The 19,910-nt window shown below is 43.2% G+C and carries 20 protein-coding genes; 19 read left to right on the top strand and 1 reads right to left on the bottom strand.

Annotation, left to right across the window (positions count from 1 at the left end; translation table 11 throughout):
• Window position 1: 1 nt before the first annotated feature.
• The 18 genes from rplS (at window position 2) to DESMER_RS17815 (ending at window position 16,079) form a co-directional block, all read left to right on the top strand.
• The gene (gene rplS / locus DESMER_RS17900; protein ID WP_014904473.1) at window positions 2-349 is read left to right on the top strand and encodes a 50S ribosomal protein L19; all 348 of its coding nucleotides are present in this window, start codon (window positions 2-4) and stop codon (window positions 347-349) included.
• A gap of 313 nt (window positions 350-662) precedes the next feature.
• Window positions 663-1,187, top strand: a complete 525-nt coding sequence (gene lepB / locus DESMER_RS17895; RefSeq protein WP_014904472.1) for a signal peptidase I — start codon at window positions 663-665, stop codon at window positions 1,185-1,187.
• A gap of 43 nt (window positions 1,188-1,230) precedes the next feature.
• Window positions 1,231-2,058 carry a ribosome biogenesis GTPase YlqF gene (ylqF, locus tag DESMER_RS17890; RefSeq protein ID WP_014904471.1) on the top strand — a complete coding sequence of 276 codons (828 nt, stop codon included), beginning with the start codon at window positions 1,231-1,233 and terminating at the stop codon, window positions 2,056-2,058.
• A 113-nt stretch (window positions 2,059-2,171) separates the two neighbouring features.
• A complete protein-coding gene (locus DESMER_RS17885) occupies window positions 2,172-2,954 on the top strand; it encodes a ribonuclease HII (protein ID WP_014904470.1) in 783 nt (260 codons plus the stop codon).
• Between the two features lie 192 nt (window positions 2,955-3,146).
• Window positions 3,147-3,506, top strand: coding sequence for an NADH-quinone oxidoreductase subunit A (locus DESMER_RS17880; RefSeq protein ID WP_014904469.1), 360 nt, complete (start codon window positions 3,147-3,149; stop codon window positions 3,504-3,506).
• Window positions 3,497-4,018 (top strand): NADH-quinone oxidoreductase subunit B, encoded by a 522-nt coding sequence (locus tag DESMER_RS17875; RefSeq protein WP_014904468.1) that lies wholly within the window; start codon window positions 3,497-3,499, stop codon window positions 4,016-4,018. Before DESMER_RS17880 ends, DESMER_RS17875 begins: the two co-directional genes overlap by 10 nt.
• Complete coding sequence (locus DESMER_RS17870; protein ID WP_014904467.1) at window positions 4,008-4,496, top strand: NADH-quinone oxidoreductase subunit C; 489 nt, start codon at window positions 4,008-4,010, stop codon at window positions 4,494-4,496. The genes DESMER_RS17875 and DESMER_RS17870 overlap by 11 nt, the downstream gene beginning before the upstream one ends.
• A gap of 11 nt (window positions 4,497-4,507) precedes the next feature.
• Window positions 4,508-5,611, top strand: coding sequence for an NADH-quinone oxidoreductase subunit D (locus tag DESMER_RS17865; protein ID WP_014904466.1), 1,104 nt, complete (start codon window positions 4,508-4,510; stop codon window positions 5,609-5,611).
• A 46-nt stretch (window positions 5,612-5,657) separates the two neighbouring features.
• Complete coding sequence (nuoH, locus tag DESMER_RS17860; RefSeq protein WP_427854287.1) at window positions 5,658-6,704, top strand: NADH-quinone oxidoreductase subunit NuoH; 1,047 nt, start codon at window positions 5,658-5,660, stop codon at window positions 6,702-6,704.
• Between the two features lie 4 nt (window positions 6,705-6,708).
• A complete protein-coding gene (locus DESMER_RS17855; protein ID WP_014904464.1) occupies window positions 6,709-7,110 on the top strand; it encodes a NuoI/complex I 23 kDa subunit family protein in 402 nt (133 codons plus the stop codon).
• 2 nt (window positions 7,111-7,112) lie between these two features.
• Window positions 7,113-7,616 carry an NADH-quinone oxidoreductase subunit J family protein gene (locus tag DESMER_RS17850; protein WP_014904463.1) on the top strand — a complete coding sequence of 168 codons (504 nt, stop codon included), beginning with the start codon at window positions 7,113-7,115 and terminating at the stop codon, window positions 7,614-7,616.
• Entirely contained in the window at window positions 7,613-7,954 is a 342-nt protein-coding gene (nuoK, locus tag DESMER_RS17845) for an NADH-quinone oxidoreductase subunit NuoK (protein WP_014904462.1), read from the top strand. Before DESMER_RS17850 ends, nuoK begins: the two co-directional genes overlap by 4 nt.
• Before the next feature lie 21 nt (window positions 7,955-7,975).
• A complete protein-coding gene (nuoL, locus tag DESMER_RS17840) occupies window positions 7,976-9,922 on the top strand; it encodes an NADH-quinone oxidoreductase subunit L (protein WP_014904461.1) in 1,947 nt (648 codons plus the stop codon).
• Entirely contained in the window at window positions 9,922-11,469 is a 1,548-nt protein-coding gene (locus DESMER_RS17835) for a complex I subunit 4 family protein (protein WP_014904460.1), read from the top strand. The genes nuoL and DESMER_RS17835 overlap by 1 nt, the downstream gene beginning before the upstream one ends.
• Window positions 11,469-12,905 carry an NADH-quinone oxidoreductase subunit N gene (locus tag DESMER_RS17830; protein WP_014904459.1) on the top strand — a complete coding sequence of 479 codons (1,437 nt, stop codon included), beginning with the start codon at window positions 11,469-11,471 and terminating at the stop codon, window positions 12,903-12,905. Before DESMER_RS17835 ends, DESMER_RS17830 begins: the two co-directional genes overlap by 1 nt.
• A gap of 215 nt (window positions 12,906-13,120) precedes the next feature.
• Entirely contained in the window at window positions 13,121-13,474 is a 354-nt protein-coding gene (locus DESMER_RS17825; RefSeq protein WP_014904458.1) for a YraN family protein, read from the top strand.
• Between the two features lie 97 nt (window positions 13,475-13,571).
• A complete protein-coding gene (locus tag DESMER_RS17820) occupies window positions 13,572-14,261 on the top strand; it encodes a response regulator transcription factor (RefSeq protein ID WP_014904457.1) in 690 nt (229 codons plus the stop codon).
• Complete coding sequence (locus DESMER_RS17815) at window positions 14,262-16,079, top strand: HAMP domain-containing sensor histidine kinase (RefSeq protein WP_014904456.1); 1,818 nt, start codon at window positions 14,262-14,264, stop codon at window positions 16,077-16,079.
• Window positions 16,080-16,245: 166 nt separating this feature from the next.
• Here DESMER_RS17815 and DESMER_RS17810 read toward each other — a convergent pair whose 3' ends face one another.
• Window positions 16,246-17,673, bottom strand: coding sequence for an IS1182 family transposase (locus DESMER_RS17810; protein ID WP_014904455.1), 1,428 nt, complete (start codon window positions 17,671-17,673; stop codon window positions 16,246-16,248).
• A gap of 319 nt (window positions 17,674-17,992) precedes the next feature.
• Between DESMER_RS17810 and DESMER_RS17805 the strand changes: the two genes are divergently transcribed.
• The gene (locus DESMER_RS17805; protein ID WP_014904454.1) at window positions 17,993-19,552 is read left to right on the top strand and encodes a YifB family Mg chelatase-like AAA ATPase; all 1,560 of its coding nucleotides are present in this window, start codon (window positions 17,993-17,995) and stop codon (window positions 19,550-19,552) included.
• Window positions 19,553-19,910 lie beyond the last annotated feature (358 nt).

The raw sequence follows: 19,910 nt of genomic DNA, 5'->3' as shown, positions 1-19,910 counted from the left end.
AATGGATTATATTCGCATGATTGAAGAAGAACAAATGAAAAAGGATCTTCCTAACTTCCGGCCGGGTGATACAGTTCGTGTACATGTCCGTATTGTTGAGGGAACTCGTGAACGTATCCAGGTTTTCGAAGGGGTTGTCATTGCAATGAAAAATGGCGGCATTCGTGAAACTTTTACAGTTCGACGTGTCTTCGCTGGAGTCGGGGTAGAACGAACTTTCCCTTTGCATTCACCTCGCTTGGAAAAAATCGAGGTGGCTCGACGAGGTATTGTTCGCCGGGCTAAGCTTAACTATCTACGTGGTCTTTCAGGTAAGGCGGCTCGGATTCGCGACCGTCGTATCGGCTAGGGAAAAAATGAGCTGGAGCAATCTGGCTCTTTTTTTTTTCAGGGCAGAAACTTTCGCTATATACTGCAAGAAGGTTTAACCCGTGCGAAGACCGTGTCTGCAAGAAAGGCTAATACGTGCGAATACAATGTATTCGTGGGTGCCTGCCAAGTTTTCTAATACTAATATAATTCCCATTACATATAGTTCTTTCTAGCGCTAGAGCTTATAGTATCTGCCCGGGAACAGGTTATAAACGATTTTTATCTTTCATTGTGTATGCTCCGAAGAATCTTGTTAATACTAAAGAGTAGTTCAAGAGGGGAGCGTTAAAATGGAAAATAAAAGATCAAATGCAAAATGGCTGCTAGGAATCATTGGCGCACTAGTTTTAATCGGTGGGGGACTTCGTTTGTGGGTATTTCAACCATATTTAATTCCATCCCCTTCCATGGAGCCGGGTATGGCCCCGGGGGATCATATCCTAGTTAATCGTTTGTCATATCGTTTTTGGGCACCAACTCGTGGAGATGTTGTTGTCTTTGCTTTTCCTAAGGATATAAAGAGAACCTTTGTTAAAAGGGTTATTGCTGCAGAAGGCGAAACGGTAGAACTACGAGATAATAAAGTTTTTGTAAATGGGAAAGATATTCCTGAGCCATATGTTAAGCCAGGGGATTATCCACCCTATGGCCCAGAGGTAGTGCCAGAGGGTAAAGTCTTTGTCTTGGGAGATAATCGTCGGGAGAGTGAAGATTCAAGAGAATGGGGCCTCCTTCCTAAAGAATATCTTTTGGGTAAGGCTTGGTTAGTATACTATCCATTAAATCGTTTTAGATTTATATCTAAAGCGATTTAATTAAATAGACTATAAAGTTTGTAGAGGAATGAAGAGGATTTAAATGAGTATTCAATGGTTTCCAGGACATATGGCTAAAACGAGACGGCTTTTGACTGAACAGCTAAAGTGGGTGGATGTTGTTTTAGAACTAGCCGACGCTCGAATACCGGTAAGTAGTCGTAACCCGATGCTGCATAAATTGCTTGGCAGTAAAGCGAGACTCTTACTATTGAATAAAGCTGATTTAGCAAATCCTAATTGGACATCGAAATGGGTTAAGTACTTAAAAGAATCAGGCCCGGTTTATGCTGTGAGTGCAACCTCGGGGGTCGGTATCAAACAGATTGTACCGGAATTAGAACGGATGGTTCTTGCTAAGCAAGCAAGACAAGCTGAAAAGGGTATTCGTCAACAGATGATACGAGTAATGATTGTCGGAATTCCTAATATTGGAAAGTCATCTTTAATTAATCAGTTGACAGGTGGAGCTCAAGCAAAAGTTGGTAATAAACCCGGTGTTACAAGAGGAAACCAATGGGTAAGGATTCACGAACGAGTAGAGTTATTAGACACACCGGGAATGCTCTGGCCAAAATTTGACGATCTGGAGGTGGGCCGAAAACTGGCCGCTCTCGGAGCAATAAAAGATGATGTGTTTGATATTGAGGAATTATCAACTTGGGTTATTGAGTGGTTCAATCAATATTCCCCTGATTCATTAGCCCGGTACAAAATCTCAGAACCGGAGGTTACGTTAGAAAGTATAGGACGTAAACGCGGATGCTTGATTCATGGTGGGCGTGTCGATACTCTTAAGGCTGCCCGAATTTTTTTAAGAGATCTACGTATGGGACAACTGGGATCAATAACCATGGATCATCTGAATTAGTACTATTGCAAAATATTCAGATTATTATGTGTATATTGAAGACTGATACCTAAATAAAGGGAAATGTCTCTGCATGTCGAACTGAATTTTTAGGGAGAGAAGAGGAGAAAAGTGTGGAACCGTTATCCCAAATGAATATTCGGGAAGTTCAAGAAGCACTCTATAAGGATCCTTCCCCTCGTATGATATGTGCTTGTAAGAACGACCCGCGTCAAGGGGTTCAAAAGCTTGCTGAAAAACTACTTAAGTTCCAGCAAGTTCAAGAACTAGAACAAGCTCGTATACAGCAATTGCTCGTTGAAGAGAAAAAACTATGGAAGCAAGGTTATTTGTTGTTAGCAGGTGTGGATGAGGCTGGCCGTGGGCCCCTCGCCGGCCCGGTTGTTGCCGGAGCTTGTATACTCCCGGCAAAGTTTGAACTGCCCGGACTGAATGACTCCAAAATGCTAACAGAAAGTAAACGTGAAAAGCTCTTTATTCAAATTCAAAAACAGGCGATTGATTATGCTGTCGGAAGCGCTGAACCAGCTGAGATTGACGCTTTAAACATATTACAGGCAACAAAATTAGCGATGAAACGCTCTATCGAAGGTTTAACAATTCGCCCTCATCATTTACTAATAGATGCATTGAACCTTACAGACGTGCAAATTCCCCAGCTTCCGCTCATAGGTGGAGACCGCATAAGTGCTTCAATTGCCGCGGCTTCAATCTTAGCGAAAGTGACGCGTGATCGGTTAATGGTTCAACTCCATTCTCTCTATCCAGAATACTCCTTTTCAAAAAACAAAGGATATGGCACCAGCGACCACATGCAGGTTCTAAAGCGCTTGGGGCCCTGTCCGCTTCACCGCAAAAGCTTTGCTCCGGTGAAACAGGAAACTTCTATTAGCTAAGAAAAGAAAGTTAGGAAAGTTAAGAAAAGAAACTAAAAAAATGGAAAAGAAAGAAAAGAAACAAAAGAAATTAAAGAAATTAATGAAAGAAAAGAAAATACTGTTAAATTGACCTAATTCCATGGTTGTGGCACAATATCCTTAGCTAATAGAAGCATGCAATCGGAAATTTTTATGAAGGGAGGGAAGTAAATGCCTGATAATAATTTCGCTGGGGTAGGTGTGTTTCTGGTAGGAGCGATTGCAGTTTCGATAATTATGATGATTATGCCGAAACTGCTGGCACCTAATAAACCACATAAAGAAAAGTTAACGACTTATGAATGTGGTAATGAGACCATCGGAAAAACGTGGCTCGGGTTTAAGAGCAATTATTTTATGTACGCCTTAGTTTTTGCAGCTTTTAGTGTAGAAACGATTTTCTTATATCCTTGGGCCTTAACATTCCAAAAACTGGGGACATTTGCCTTTGTAGAAATGTTCATCTTTATTGTAATCCTCTTAGTTGGTTTCTGGTATGCATGGAAGGAAGGTGCTCTAGAGTGGATGTAGTCTCTGAGAAACGTCTTCGTGAAGAAGAAACATTAATGGAAAAAAACGTATTAGTTACAACTATAGACAAGGCCTTGAACTGGGCAAGAGGCCATTCCTTCTGGCCGGTTACTTTGGGCTTGGCTTGCTGTGCTATTGAAATGATGGCAACTGGCGGACCTCGGTATGATATTTCACGCTTTGGATATGAGGTTTTCCGTGCTTCACCACGTCAAGCGGATCTTATGATTGTAGCGGGAACCTGTACGCGCAAGATGGCTCCACTATTAAGACGAATCTATGATCAGATGCCTGAGCCAAAATGGGTCATTGCTATGGGAAGCTGTGCAAATGCAGGGGGACCTTTTGTAGATTCCTACTCAATGTTGGCAGGCGTTGATAAGTTTTTACCGGTAGATGTTTACATTCCCGGGTGCCCTCCGAGGCCGGAATCCTTAATTTATGGGCTTTTGCAACTTCAATATAAAGTTTCAAATCCCGCTAAGGTGAGGTTAATGAGACATGGAAAATAAAAAATTAAACCGATATGTAGACGAACTTGCCGCTCGGGTTAATGGTGTGGTCGAAGAAAGTCTTGGGGTACTTGTGTTAAAAGTCCAAGCGCCCTATATCATTGAAGTATTAAAGGGGGCTAAAGAATTCCCCTTTGTTCCATGTGATTTTCTGCACGACTTATGTGGAGTTGACTGTGGCGATCATTTTGAAGTTGTCTACCAGTTATCAAGTCTCCATGGTCCACAGCTCTTACGCGTAAAGGCGATAGTGGATCGTGAAAATCCAGTGATTGATTCTGCAACTCGTGTTTGGGAGGGGGCCAATTATCTGGAACGAGAAGCTTATGACATGTTTGGCATAAAGTTCAAAGGTCATCCCAATTTAAAACGAATTTATATGTGGGATGATTTCGAAGGATATCCTCTGCGTAAAGACTACGTGACTGAACCAATTGAGGTTCGAAATATAGTGCGTACACGAATAGAAGGGGAATAGGGGGTAAGGTCATGTCCATTGATAAAACACAAGAACTTGTATTAAACATGGGCCCCCAGCACCCGAGTATGCACGGTTTGTTCCGCATGGTGGTCCATTTAGAAGGAGAAACCGTAACTCATATTGATCCGAAACTCGGGTATTTGCATCGGGGAATGGAAAAACTAGCTGAAAGTCGTACCTATTCTCAGTTTATTCCATATACGGATCGCTTGGATTACTTGGCCTCTCCACATAATAACTGGGCTTACGTACAAGCTGTTGAAAAGCTCATGGGGGTTGAAATTCCGGAACGAGCGGAATACCTGCGAATTATCTTTGGTGAACTTGCCAGAATCGCCAGCCATCAAGTATGTATTGCGAGTACTGCACTTGACATGGCGGGTTGGTCGGCTTGGTCTTATGCTTTCCGTGATCGTGAACGAATTTGTGATATGTACGAAATGACTGCCGGAAGTCGCTTGACCGTCAATATTATGCGAATTGGTGGAATGAGTGCAGAGCCACCGGAAGAATTTTGGCCTGCGCTACAATCTTTCCTGGATGACTCCCCAGAAATGCTGGAAGAATACTATGGCATCTTTTTCGGGAATGAAATTGCCATGGGGCGCTTAAAGAATGTTGGTATCTTGACGAAGGAAATGGCTGAAAACCTTTCAATTACCGGTCCGGTATTACGAGCCTCGGGTGTTGATTTTGATGTGCGAAAAGCAGAACCTTACAGTATCTATGATCGGTTTGACTTTAAGGTTCCGGTTCGGACAGGGTGCGATAGTTATGATCGTACCATAATTCGGATGGATGAGATAGTGGAAAGTATAAAAATTATTAAGCAAGCAGTGCGTGATATCCCAGGCGGTCCAATCATGGCCAAGGTTCCTAAGGTTATCAAACCTCCTGTTGGGGAAGTATATCATCGTGTAGAAAACCCTAAAGGGGAACTAGGATTCTATATCGTCAGTGATGGAACGACCAAACCTTCACGACTTCGTATCAGACCCGCTACATTCATTAACTTACAGATGCTCCCGATAGTAGCTAAAGGATGGAAAATTCAAGATGTTGTCGCTATTTTTGCCACCCTGGATGCTGTATTGGGTGAAGTTGATAAGTAGTAAATTGCGATGAGGGGAGAATAAGATGGAGACTCTAAAATACCTGATGGAGACTCTAAATAATCTGTTTTTGATTATTGCGGAGTTCATCCGTGGTCTTTTTGCGGATCCCCACTCAGTTTGGGCTAATTTAACCATGAATGTAATTAATTTTATCATTGTGGTTATTATTGTTGTCTTAGCTGCTTTAATTTTGATTTTACTTGAACGTAAAGTAGCAGGTTGGACTTCACAAAGGCCAGGGCCCAATCGTCTCGGTCCGCGGGGATGGTTTCAAACTATAGCTGATGCATTAAAACTCATGGGTAAAGAAGATGTTACCCCGGCAGGGGCCGATAAGTTTATCTTTAAGATTGCACCAATGATTATCTTTTGCCTCCCGATGATGACCCTGGCAGTTATACCTTATGGAAGAGGAATGGCGCCAATCGATATTGATTTAGGAATTTTCTATTTTGTAGCTATCTCCTCCATTTCAACCCTATGTTTCTTAATGGCTGGTTGGGGCTCCAACAACAAATACTCCTTATTAGGGGGTATGAGGGCAGTAGCTCAAATGATCAGTTATGAAATCCCTTTGCTTTTCTCTTTACTAGGGGTCGTTATGATCACTCAGTCCTTTAATTTAGGGGTTATCGTAGAAGCACAGGGTACGATTCCTTTTATTGTCCTTCAACCTATAGCCTTTGTTATTTTTATGATAGCTGGCTTGGCGGAGCTCAATAGAGCACCCTTTGACCTGGTAGAAGCGGATCAGGAGGTAGTTGCCGGTCCATTTACTGAGTACACCGGACTCCGTTGGGGATTATTCTTCCTTGGTGAATACGGAAACATGACAGCCATGTCAGCACTTGCTGCGACAGTCTTTTTAGGCGGTTGGCAAGGTCCCGGTTTCTTACCCGGTTATGTTTGGTTCTTTATGAAAGTTGGAGTTATGATTTTCATCATGATGTGGGTTCGCTGGACCTTCCCAAGAATTCGTATTGACCATTTGATGCATTTAGCTTGGAAGGTTTTGTTACCGCTTTCAATAGTAAACATTTTGTTAACGGGTCTGGGGATTTACATCTATCGATTCGTGATGGGAGGGTGACACAGTGTTTGGTAAAGGTTTACTACAAGGTTTAGGCATCACCTTCAAACGCATGGTCGGTCCGAATATCACTGAGTTCTACCCGGAGGAAAAGCCTAATCTTCCGATTCGGGTGCGTAGTTCCATGGGGCTTGAAAAGGATAAGTGCATTTCCTGCAATATGTGCGCTATGGCTTGCCCTAACTCAGTTATCAAATTGACCAGCGAGAAGAATGAAGCCAATAAGAAAGTTCTTAAGACCTATCATATGGACGTAGGTCGTTGCTTGTTCTGTGGTATGTGTGCTGAAGTTTGTCCGACTAAGGCTTTAAAAGTGACTCAAGAATTTGAAAACGCAATATATGAGCCGGAAGAGATGCAATGGGATATGATTAAGCGCGCCGAGCGAAAAGGAAAGGTGGAGTGAGCATGGGCACTATCGTTTTCTTTATCTTTGCAATCCTATCGATTGCAGCGGCTTGGATGGTTGTCACCTCCAAGAACATAGTGCACAGCGCGCTTTATCTTGCTCTATCTTTTTCTGGAGTAGCTGTGCTTTATATCCTGATGAATGCTGATTTTCTGGCAGCTGTTCAGTTGTTGATCTACACAGCAGCAGTATCTTTGATGGTCATCTTCGCAGTGATGTTGACTTTACGTGGAGATATCTGTGAGAGCAATACTGAAAACAAGAGTTGGTTTGCAGGAGCTTTGGTTTCTGGCTTGCTCTTTGTTGTTATTGGGTTAGTAGTTTTTACGAATGCGGATTGGAGAGTTTTGGCCGCACCCTGGACCAGCGGCGGATCCGCTGAGGACTTTTCACTCCTCTTGCTCACTCGGTATATGATTCCTTTTGAAGCAGCCGCCGTACTGCTTACAGTAGCTTTAGTGGGTGCTGTGATCTTGGCGAAGGGAGTGAACGAGAGCAAATGATAGGAAATTTTAGTGTTGGGCTTTCGACCTACCTCTTGGTTGGGGCTATGCTCTTTTGTATCGGACTGTACGGAGTATTTGCCAAGAGAAATATTATTGCTGTTCTCATGTCCATTGAGCTGATGCTAAATGCTGTTAATATCAATTTTATTGCCTTCAATCGATTTATTTGGAACGAAAAGATTGGTGTTAACTATTTGCTGACAGGACACGTAGCAGCACTATTTGTAATTGTTGTTGCAGCTGCTGAAGTTGCCGTAGGATTGGCATTGATTATTACTATTTATCGCAACCGGCAATCGACTGACGTAGACGATTTGAACTGGTTGAAGTGGTAAGAGAGACTATGGAGAAGGTAGGTGTTCAAGGAAATGCATGATCTCTTTCAGTGGGCGTGGTTAATTCCTTTTTTGCCCTTCTTGTCGTTCCTAATCATCGCCTTTGTCACGAAACGATCCAAAAGACTATCTTCCACAATATCAATTCTCGCTATTCTCTCCTCATTGAGCCTGGCCGTTGCTATTGGCCTAGGTGTGATTCAGTTGGGTGAGAAAATTGTGGAACATCCTGCGATCGTAAATGTGAATTGGCTAAATATTGTGGGGTTACAGATCGATTTTGGAACTATCGTCGATCCTCTAAGCGCCATGATGTTGTTTGTTGTAACCTTGGTAGCATCTATGGTTCAGATCTATTCACTGGGTTATATGCATGGAGATGAAGGCTTTTCACGTTACTATGCATACCAATCCTTGTTTGCATCCTCTATGCTGGGAATGGTGCTGGCCACCAATCTCTTGCAGCTCTTTATTTTCTGGGAACTAGTGGGACTCTGTTCCTACTTGCTGATAGGTTTCTGGTTCTTTAAAGTTTCCGCACGGGAAGCCGCAAAAAAGGCCTTCATTACAACCCGGGTTGGAGATTTCGGTTTGCTTTTAGGGATGCTTTTCCTCTATGTAAAGTTTGGCACCCTTGATTTTGTTGCACTTTCGGTAGCGATGAACACAAATATCCAAGATGTTGCAGTCATTGGAACAGCCGGGTATGTAACTGTCATGGCTTTTCTAGTCTTTATGGGTCCGGTTGGGAAGTCAGGACAATTCCCCCTTCATGTTTGGCTTCCCGATGCTATGGAAGGCCCGACACCGGTTAGTGCCTTGATCCATGCTGCAACCATGGTTGTTGCGGGTGTTTATTTAGTAGCACGGATGTTTTTCCTCTTTGATCATGCAGACCCTATGGCTTTGCAGTTCATAGCAGGTTTGGGTGCTTTCACGGCGATTTTTGCCGCATCGATTGCAATTGCTCAAGATGACATTAAACGCATATTAGCCTATTCAACCTTAAGTCAGCTGGGCTATATGATGTTTGCCTTGGGTGTAGGTTCCCTGACAGCATCTATGTTTCACCTGATGACCCATGCCTTCTTTAAGGCCTTAATGTTCTTAGGTGCCGGTTCCGTTATTTATGCTATGCACCACAAACAGGATATTTGGGAAATGGGCGGACTTTGGAAAAAGATGCCTATCACTGGTACGACCTTTTTCATAGGGGTTTTAGCTATTTCTGGAGTCCCACCTTTTGCAGGATTCTGGTCCAAGGATGAAATTTTGGCTCATGCACTGCATAATGGTCATCCGATTATCTATGGAGTAGGTCTGTTCACAGCTTTCTTAACCGCTTTTTATATGAGCAGATTATTCTTTGTGGTCTTTATGGGGCCGGAGAAGAAAGAAAATCATCCTCACGAATCCCCTTGGAGCATGACGATTCCTCTGATGATTCTCGCATTCTTCAGCGTTTTTGGTGGATTTGTGGCTTTACCGGAGCATAACTTCGGATACTATATCCATTATGGTGAATTCGAGCATGAGGCAATAGCTTGGGGCTTAGCTGGAATTTCTGTTATCGCAGGGTTTCTCGGGATCGGCTTAGCTTATGCAACCTATGTCAAAAAGGCTATTTCGGCTGAGAAAGTGGCTGCTCAGTACTCTGGAATCTATAAATTGCTTAAAAACAAATATTATGTCGATGAGTTATATCTCTGGTTGATTCATCACATCATGGATGGTCTGGCTAAGATCCTGTACTGGTTTGATATCTATATCGTTGATGGAGTTGTTAATGGACTTGCCCTAATTACCCGCGGCAGTGGTAAAGTCCTTCGTCGGACAAATACCGGACAACTACAAACCTACGCTATGGTGTTCTTCTTTGCAGTAGTAATCATATTCATGGTCTTCGCCTTTGGGGAAGGTCAACTGTCGGCGCTTAACCCCTTAGCGACGCTAGGAGGTGTGAAATAATGACTGCTTTACCAACAGTGAGTTCGATGTCAATGCTTCTGCCCTTCACTCTGCTAGCTCCATTAGCGGCAATGCTGTTGATTGTTTTCCTACCCAAGGAAGAAACAAAGACGATCAAAATTATTGCGGCCATGGGCATGCTAGTATCCTTAGTCCTCTCTCTTTACGCTTTCTTAAACTATCAATGGGAGCCGGGTGGAATGCAGTACACCCTAACCATTCCCTGGGTTCCGGATCTAGGTGTGAACTTGGCCTTAGGGGTTGACGGTTTAAGCTTGCCTATGCTTCTTTTAACCAACCTCATTGGTTTCGCTTCCATCTACGCTTCTTGGAATATCGATAAGCGTGTTAAAGAATTTTTCGTGCTGTTGCTTATTCTTATTGCCGGAGTAATGGGAACTTTCATTGCCCGCGACCTGTTTATCTTCTTCCTTTTCTATGAAATCGTGGTTATCCCAATTTATATCATGGTTATCATTTGGGGAAGTACGAAGCGGGTTACTAAGGAATACGCTGCCATGAAGTTAACCATTTACTTGTTAATTGGATCCGCCTTTCTGCTTGTGGGAATGGTGGCTCTTTACCTGGCAGCTGGGGCTAACGGTAATCCAACCTTTATGTTTGATCTACTGTCAGCTAGGCAAGACCTCTACAGTCCGGCTTTCCAAAAAGTTGCTTTTGCTTTAATGATTGTTGGTTTTGGATCACTAATCTCCATGTTTCCTTTTCACTCCTGGTCACCTGACGGTTATGCCGGAGCACCTACTGCTGTCAGTATGATTCACGCTGGCGTTCTGAAGAAAATTGGGGGCTATGGTTTAATCCGTTTAGGGATTTATGTCCTTCCTGTCGGAGCAAGCTTTTGGGCACCTTATATTGCAACCTTGGCTGTAATCAGCGTACTGTATGCGGCCTTCATTGCTTTAGCTCAAAAGGATCTCAAGTATGTTGTCGGATATTCATCCGTGAGCCATATGGGATACGTTATCATCGCTGTTGCAGCCTTGAACCCCACAGCAGCAACAGGAGCAGTGGGCATGATGTTTGCCCATGGTGTTATGGCAGCACTGTTCTTTTCTATGATTGGGTTCATCTACGAGAAGACGCATACTCGTAATATTGCAGATCTGGGTGGGCTTGCTCATCAGATGCCACGCTTAGCAATTGGGTTCATGATTGCTGGTATGGCCTCCCTGGGATTACCGGGAACTGTAAATTTCATTACAGAGTTTACAATTTTCATGGGAGCTATTAACGTTCTACCCGTACACGCTATCCTGGGTATTGCAGGGATTATCTTTACCGCCGTATACATCTTACGTACGATTGCTAACGTACTCTTTGGGCCACGCCGTGCGGAGTGGGATCATTTGACAGACATTCGAGGCCCGGAACTAGTTCCGCTAGTAATATTCGGGTTCGTGATCTTCTTTGCTGGAATATTCCCGAATGTTCTACTGGGTATGATCGATAGCGGAGTTACCTCTTCAGGCCTTGCCAAGGTACTTGAGACGGTGAGTCAGGCGAAGATTGGAGGGTTGTTCTAATGTTCGATATTACTACAGTGCTTACGCCTGAAATTGCGCTGGCCGTGCTATCTTTGAGTTTGTTGGCCATTGGACTGCTGATTCCTGCCGGCGCCCGTAAAGGCATGATGCCCCTTACTGTCTTCTCCTTAATGGGGGTACTTGGCTATACCCTGTATGACTTCTTCTATGGACCGGAAGCAGCGTTTTTAGGCGGGCTTTATATGCACGATCAGTTCGCTGTCTACTTCAAAATCCTCTTCTTAGCTGCTGCACTTCTCGTGGTACTCTCTTCAGGAGGGTATGTGCAGAAATTACCCAAACATCGTGGTGAATTCTATTCCTTGCTTTTGATGGCGACTTTAGGCATGATGCTCATGGCCGGAGCAGGGGAACTGATTACCATGTATGTAGGTCTAGAGCTAATGACCATTTCCTTCTACATCCTCGTGGCATATTTGGCGGAGGATGCACGTTCCTCCGAAGCTGGTGTCAAGTACCTCATTCTCGGTGCAACTTCATCAGCGATACTGCTCTACGGGATCAGTCTCATTTATGGTTTAACGGGATCCACGGAACTGTCGGAGATTGCCAGTAAGCTTAGTGGAAACCTAACCCCTGCTTCTCTCTTGGCTACGGTTTTCATATTAGCAGGTTTGGGCTTCAAAATCTCTCTTGTTCCCTTCCACCTATGGTCGCCGGATATTTATGAAGGTGCCCCGACACCAGTCACAGCCTTCCTGGCTATTGCCTCGAAAGCAGCCGCTTTTGCAGTGCTGATTCGTGTCTACCTGCTAACAATGAACAGTCAAACCTTTTCCGCCACTGGACAAACACTTATATTCGTTCTGGCTGCAATTACAATGATTGTTGGTAACTTAATTGCTATTCCTCAAACCAACATCAAACGCTTACTAGCCTTTTCCAGTATTGCCCAGGCTGGTTATCTGATGGTTGGTATTATTGCTGGCGGAGTCTCAGGAATCAAAGGTGTTATATTCTATGCGATGATTTATGTCTTTGCCAATATGGGTGCCTTTGCAGTAGCAACTCTTGTGGCTGAGAAACAAGGCAGCAGTGAGATCAAGGATTTGGCTGGTTTCTGGCATCGTTCTCCATTGGCAACTGTTGTCATGACAGCCTCCCTGCTATCCTTAGCGGGGATTCCACCTCTTGCCGGCTTCGTAGGGAAATTCTACCTCTTCTCAGCTGCTATGGATCAAGGGAATGTAGCCATTGCATATATCGGCTTCGTTATGAGCATGATCTCTGTGTACTATTATCTCTCGGTTGTCAAAGTAATGTTCCTTGCTGAAGGGGACGGCTTGCCGGATGTTCCAGTGCATGGAGCGATGAAGTTTACGATGGTCTTCACTATGCTGATAACAATTGCCATCGGTCTTTACCCTACTCCTCTTGCTAAAATGGCAATTGCTGCAGCTCAAAGCCTATTCTAATTAAAGAAATTATTCTAAACACAAAAGAGATTCTCAGTATTATACTGAGAATCTCTTTTGCAAGCGATTAGGTATACCTTTACAGCTAACATGATGGCAGAAAGGGGAAATATCAAATAGGCCAATTCGTAAAATGACCTATCTGATATTTTCAAGCGAAACTACCAAATGTTGGATCTAATGAGCCGCAGGCGTTGGGAAAGGAGCTTTTCTTGGTGGAAAGTAAACAATCTCTAGGGAAATCCGGCGAAGAGTTTGCTTCTCGTTTCGTGATCGAATCTGGCTTAAGTATACTTGCTCGAAATTATCGATGTCCAAAAGGGGAGATGGATATAATTGCCCGTGATGGAGAAGTACTAGTATTTATAGAAGTTCGAACTCGCCGATCGTCGTTTCGAGGGTGGGGTGAAGAGAGTATTACTCCAGGAAAAGTTCAACGCTTACAGACTGTAGCATCTTACTATTTGCTTCAGCAAGGCTACCCTAACTGGCCATCTATAAGATTCGATGTGATTGCTATTCGTTGGATTGGAGATAAGCCAGCGATTAATTGGATTAAATCGATATAATACATAGTTTTATCACACAAAATTCACGGATACATGTTAAACTTGATTCAAGTAGGGTAATGAACTACAATCGGTTAAACCAAAGGGGAGTAGCAAATTGGATCCGATTTTAATCGTAGATGATGAAGAAAAAATTAGAAGCTTAGTTAGGTTATATCTTGAGCGCGAAGGTTTTACCGTCGATGAAGCGGAGGACGGCCGGATTGCGCTGGAAAAATTTCGGGCGGGTCATTATTCACTTTTGATCGTAGACCTTATGATGCCTGATATAGACGGATGGCGTGTTTGTCGTGAGGTTCGAGAAAGCTCTGCACTTCCCATTATTATGTTGACAGCGAGAGGAGAAGAATTTGACAGAGTTCTTGGTCTTGAACTTGGGGCGGATGATTATCTTGTCAAGCCTTTTAGTACTAAGGAATTAGTGGCCAGAGTCAAGGCTCTCTTACGACGTTCTAGGGGACAACTCCAGCCTGTGTCCTCGGAGATAACTGCAGGTTTACTTTGCATCGACAAAGAGAGGCATCGTGTGTCCATTGGTGAGGAGGTTATTAATTTGACCCCTTTAGAATTTGACTTGCTATATTTCTTAGCCAAGAATAAAGGTCGGGTTTTCTCCCGGGAGCAGCTTATGGAGACAGTCTGGGGATATGATTTTTATGGGGATGCCCGAACCGTTGATACACATGTCAAAAAACTTAGAGAGAAACTTAACCATCCAAGTGTTAAAAGGATGATAGTGACTGTATGGGGTGTAGGATATAAATTTGATCCTGATCAGGTTCATTAAATGATGATTACGAGAAGGCACCATTCATGGTCGATTTCCATAAAACTGTGGTTTGCTATGACGCTATTAATTTTAGCTGTATTAGGTGGATTAGGGTTCACCCTCACTTGGTTATTTGGAGATTTTTATCTTCAGCAAAAGTTAAATTCCCTGCGCTCAGAAGCTGTAGAAATATCAGCACAGCTGGCTTCCGTCCCAAACTGGAGTGGCAGGCTTAATCTGTTAGAATCTCTTAAGCTAACATCCGGGACTCAATTAGTTCTCCTTGACCCTCAAGGAAATATTATCGTGTTGGCAGGATCAATTTCCCAGAAAGGTTCACAAAACACTATAGAATGGTATCCTAAGAGTTTGTTGGGAGGATCTCTGAATGGGTTGTCTAGAGATTTACGACCGTCAGATTTCTTTACCGAGGACAACTTAGCCCAGGTGCTGTCCGGTCAAACAATCTCGATCAAGGCTTTGCCTATCAATGGTGGTGCCCAAGCTATGTTGCTAGCTGCCACCCCTGTAGGCCTAAACCCCGTTAAAGGAGTCGTACTATTGGGGAGTTCTCCCATCCCCATTCAAGAGAGCATTGCAACTTTTAGACGCTTAATTCTCTATGCGTCCTTAATAGCTGTATTCTTAGCTACTGTGGTTAGTTTGATTTTTGCTCAGCATGTTACACGTCCCCTCGGTTTAATGCAGCGAGGAGCGTCTAGAATGGCTAAAGGGGATTTTTTGCCTATTCAAGGTGTGACGAGTAAAGATGAAATCGGGGAGCTAGCAGAGGCCTTGAATTGGATGGGAGAGAGCCTAAAAAATCATATGGCATGGCTTTCACAAGAGAAGAACTTACTTCAGGGAATCGTGGAAAGTATTAGTGATGCTGTCGTAATGTTGAGTATAGACGGCTCAATACTCTATGCGAATGATTCAGCTAAGGCTTTATGGCAAGAAAATGAGATAGTAGTTCAGGAACGCAAAACTCAGATCGTAACCATTCTTCAGGCTATGGCTGTACGTGAGAATCAAACTGAAAATTTCGAAGTAGTTACAATAGGAATTCAAGTGCTGCAGATTGTAATGGCTCCGATGTCCGAAAATGAAGGAATTCGGGGGCATGTTGCAGTGCTTAGAGATGTCACAGCTTCCCTAAGGGCAGAAAAAAACCGGCGCGAGTTTTTAGCTAGCGTTACACATGAACTAAGGACACCGCTGCATTTAATTCAAGGTTATTTGGAAGCGATCCAAGACGAAGTGATCCCAAAAGATCAAAGTGAAGAATATATTGACCTCGTTCTTGAAGAAGCTAAACGATTGGCTCGTTTAGTCCAGGAGTTACAAGAAATTAACTGGCTTGAACGGGGACAGGTTATGCAGCCGACGGCCATAAACATGGAGAACTTTATGTTAGAACTGGATCATCGTTTTCAAGGCAGAGCACAAGAATTGGGTGTCAAACTAAAAGTTTCCAAAGGATTTGGAGAACTGTATGCAGATCAGGATCGTCTCTTACAAGTTTTTATCAATCTTTTAGATAATGCATTAAGTCATACCCCCTGCGGGAAAACGGTTAGAGTTTTTATGGTGGAAGAGCAAAATGAAGTGCGCTTGGTAGTCCAAGATGAAGGGGAAGGGATCCCTAAAGAAGCTTTGCCCTACATTTTCGATCGTTTCTTTAGGGTCAATAAAGCCAGGACTAGAAAGGATGGAGGTATGGGGTTAGGTTTGGCTATCGTTCGCCAAATCGTTGAAGCCCATGGGGGAAACGTCCGCGTGGAAAGTGACATGGGAAAAGGGACTGCCTTTTGGATTTCTCTTCCGCGGTTATGATTGAATGTATCGGTTAAAAGGTGCAGTCTTATGATAATGTTCTAGGACATTCACGAAAAAGACAGAGCTGTCCGAGAACTGCCCGTCTAAAGGCAATTAAGCATATCCCAAAATCGGAAACGTGGGTCTGTTGACAAACTGGGATAAATTTAAATCTATATACCTATCAACAAGTTCTTAACGGGAGATTCATTTGCAGAGCATAATTCAGACTATAAAATAGAGACGAGACAGCCGGCCTTAACGGCGCTGTCCCGTATTTCACCAATCGTTTCAGGTTCAGTGCCATCGCCGAAAAGAGGCATTGCTCTCGAACTTTCTCAATGCCTCGCTTGCGAGTGAACCTTAGATTGTGACATCGCTTTTGAAGAGCAAAATTCCCTTCACAGATCACCTGCCGCTTTCGCATCACATAGCGGTATAGGGCAGTACCGATTAAAGCGTGGTTACGTTCCTGATCCTCTTGATAAAAATCACGTCGGACTTCCTTGTAACCGGCTTTTCCGGTAATACAGCGGCTTTTCTTGGCACAGCATTTACAGTCTTTTGACTGGGATACGTAGTTTTTGCCGACTCTATATCGTACTTTTCTCACGCCGATATAACGCAGCGTGCAGCCGTTTGGACAGATATAACGGTCATTTATTGCATCATAGTTGAAGTCGTCAATACTAAACAGCCCTCTTTCTTTGCGCCAATTGGCATTATGGCCGGTATTCAGATGGATATACCCCCTCATACCAAGCTCATGTAACTCGTGATGGACTGCTACTGTATCATAGCCGCTGTCCAATCCGGCAAAGCGGTAGGCAATCTTTAGTTTTTGCTTCTGAGATGCTATCCGTTTAACACAATAGGGCGCGTCTGTCACATCACCAGGGGTGACATGCACGTCGGTTACGATACCATACTGGATGTCCGAGCTTTGATGGCATAAATAGTGAAAGCCTGCTGGCTTGGGGTGTCTATGCATCCATCCGGCTTCAGGATCGGAGACGGACTTTTTTTTTATTTTTACGCTCATGTCGGCGTCTTCTCTTTTTTGCCGGATCTTTTGACCATGTTCGTCATTGAGCTTTTGCCAGTAGTCATCCGGCCCTTCCATGAGAAGCATCGTTTCAGAGTTGCCGTTAGCGGCGTTGGCCTTGATATGAGTGGAATCCATGACCACACATTCACCGCCTATGAGTCCTGCCTCGGCACATTCTTTAACGACCTTATGAAATATCTCCTGAAACACCTCTGAGTCTTTGAATCTACGTCGGCGGTTCTGGGAGAAGATGGAGTGATCCGGAACTTTATCCTCTAAGTCAAGGCCAAGAAACCAGCGATAGGCGTTGTTAACTGTGACTTCTTCCTCAAGCTTCCGTTCGGAATCTATCCCGTACAAGTAGCCAATTAAAAGCATCTTCACCAAAACGACCGGATCAATTGACGGTCTTCCAAGATCGCTGTACAACGGCCTCATGATTTCATAGACAAAACTGAAATCGATCGCCGCGTCCAGTTTCCTTAGAAAATGCCCTTTCGGGACAAGGTCTTCCATAAGTACGCAAAGCATCCGGTTTTGCTTTTTCTTTTGCTCAGTCATCATCAAACATCACCCTACTACATTATACCATTTCGGTGGGTAATACTGTTTACTTTGTCAACAGACCCACGTTTACGATTTTGACATGCTCTGGATGAGGTTTATATGTTCCTATAATTAAGCCTCTATCAGTGTCCAATTGCTACTGTTCATAAAAATATAGCTATCTAATAATGCATGTCTGAGGACTCTCATTATTAGATAGCTATATTTTTTATAGTATTCTATATCGTTGTTTGAAGTTCATTACATAACTAATAATTGAGTATGGAAGGAAAAAACAGAATAATCACGAATTTATTTATACAAGGAGGAATTCCGTATGTTTGCTGCTGTTTATGGGATGACGGTTCTTGGTTTACAAGCTCATTTAATACGTGTTGAAGTTGACGTAGCGAATGGTCTTCCGTGTTTTGATATTGTGGGTCTGCCAAATACAGCTGTTAGAGAGGCTAGAGATCGAGTTCGGTCTGCTATCCGTAACTCAGGCTATCAATTTCCATTTCAGCGGGTAACCGTCAATTTGGCTCCTGCCGATTTACGAAAAGAAGGCTCAGGACTCGATCTCCCGATAGCGATTGGAATTCTAGCTGCAACCCAACAGTGCTTATGTCCTTCAGTAAATCATTATGTTTTTTCCGGCGAATTATCCTTAGAAGGAACTCTCCGTCCTGTACCCGGTGTCTTGACTATGGCCATTACTCTAAATCAAGAGAATTCCCAGTCAGAATCTGATGAAGTGAGGATTTCAGAAGGGTTAGCATTAATAATTCCCCCCGATAATTTAGCTGAAGCACGTCTGGTAAGTGCAATCAAAACACATAGCTCTTCCACACTGTCGAAAATAGTTATGGCTCTTGAAAACAAGAGCAACTTCGACGATGAACCAGTTGGTCAGTTGAATCAAACTGAAGGATATACCGACAAACAAATAGATTGGTCTGATATTCATGGACAACACCATGTTAAACGTGCCTTGGAGATAGCTGCGGCGGGTGGTCATAATACAATTCTCATTGGACCACCAGGATCAGGCAAGACTCTATTGGCAAAAGCTTACTCAGGGATACTTCCCCAATTAAATGAGCAAGAGAGTATTGAGGTTACACAGCTTTACAGTGTTTGTGGGTTGTTAAATACTAATGGTTCACTAGTGCGAAAACGACCATTTAGGAATCCTCATCATACAGTTACCAAAGCTGGTATGATTGGAGGAGGTCGCAAGTTACGCCCCGGTGAGCTTAGCTTGGCAAATCATGGCGTATTGTTTTTAGATGAACTACCGGAGTTCTCACGTGAAGTTTTAGAGTGCCTCCGGCAACCTTTGGAAGATCGGGAATTAACAATTACTCGGCAATCAGGAAGTATTACCTATCCAGCTCATGTAAGTGTTATAGCCAGCATGAATCCTTGTCCGTGTGGTTATTATGGCGATCAGGGGAAAGTCTGCCAGTGTACGCCTTTTCAAATACAAAACTATAGAGGTAGAATTTCAGGACCGCTTTTAGATCGATTTGACATACATATTGAAGTTCCCAGACTTAGTTTTTCGGAGTTGAGAACTAGCAATAACAAAGAATCTTCTCAAGTGGTCAGGAAGCGAGTAATGGCAGCCCGCCAGCTTCAATGGAGTCGCCTCGGATCGGTAAAAACCAATGCAGAAATGACGGGCAAAGAGACTAAAGATCACACTCAACTAACTTTGATTGGTGAGTCACTTTTGCAGAGGATTTTTGATGCTCAACATCTTAGTGGTCGCGCACATGACAGGATTTTAAAAGTTGCGCGTACGATTGCTGACCTAGCTGGCATGAGAGAGATTCTTCCAGAGCATTTAGCTGAGTCAATACAATTGCGTTCTTTGGATAAACGAATGTCATAGTCATTAGAAATTGTTATGGATAAATTGGTAGAAAGATCAAAGAGGACGTTGTAGAGTTTTGAACTGCGTCCTCTTTATGTTCGTGCATATTAACAAGCGTCTGACACTTTGATTTACAATACTAGTGAATAATTGTCGAAATTTTAATGTATACAACGAATTATTGTAGAAATATGTTGTCAAAGATAAGAGGAAAAAAGACAGATTTGTTGAACTAATTAAATAATTAAATTACAAAATGAAAGTCTTTATTAGAAAGTATAACTTATCATGCCAATGTTAAATTATAATAATTTCTAAGAGGAATGACCAAAGATCCTGAGCCCAGGCGAAGGTGATTTGTCAAACGCTAGTGGCA

It is taken from the genome of Desulfosporosinus meridiei DSM 13257 (genome assembly GCF_000231385.2).
Classification (GTDB): domain Bacteria; phylum Bacillota; class Desulfitobacteriia; order Desulfitobacteriales; family Desulfitobacteriaceae; genus Desulfosporosinus; species Desulfosporosinus meridiei.
This window is presented reverse-complemented; position numbering and strand designations above follow the sequence as displayed.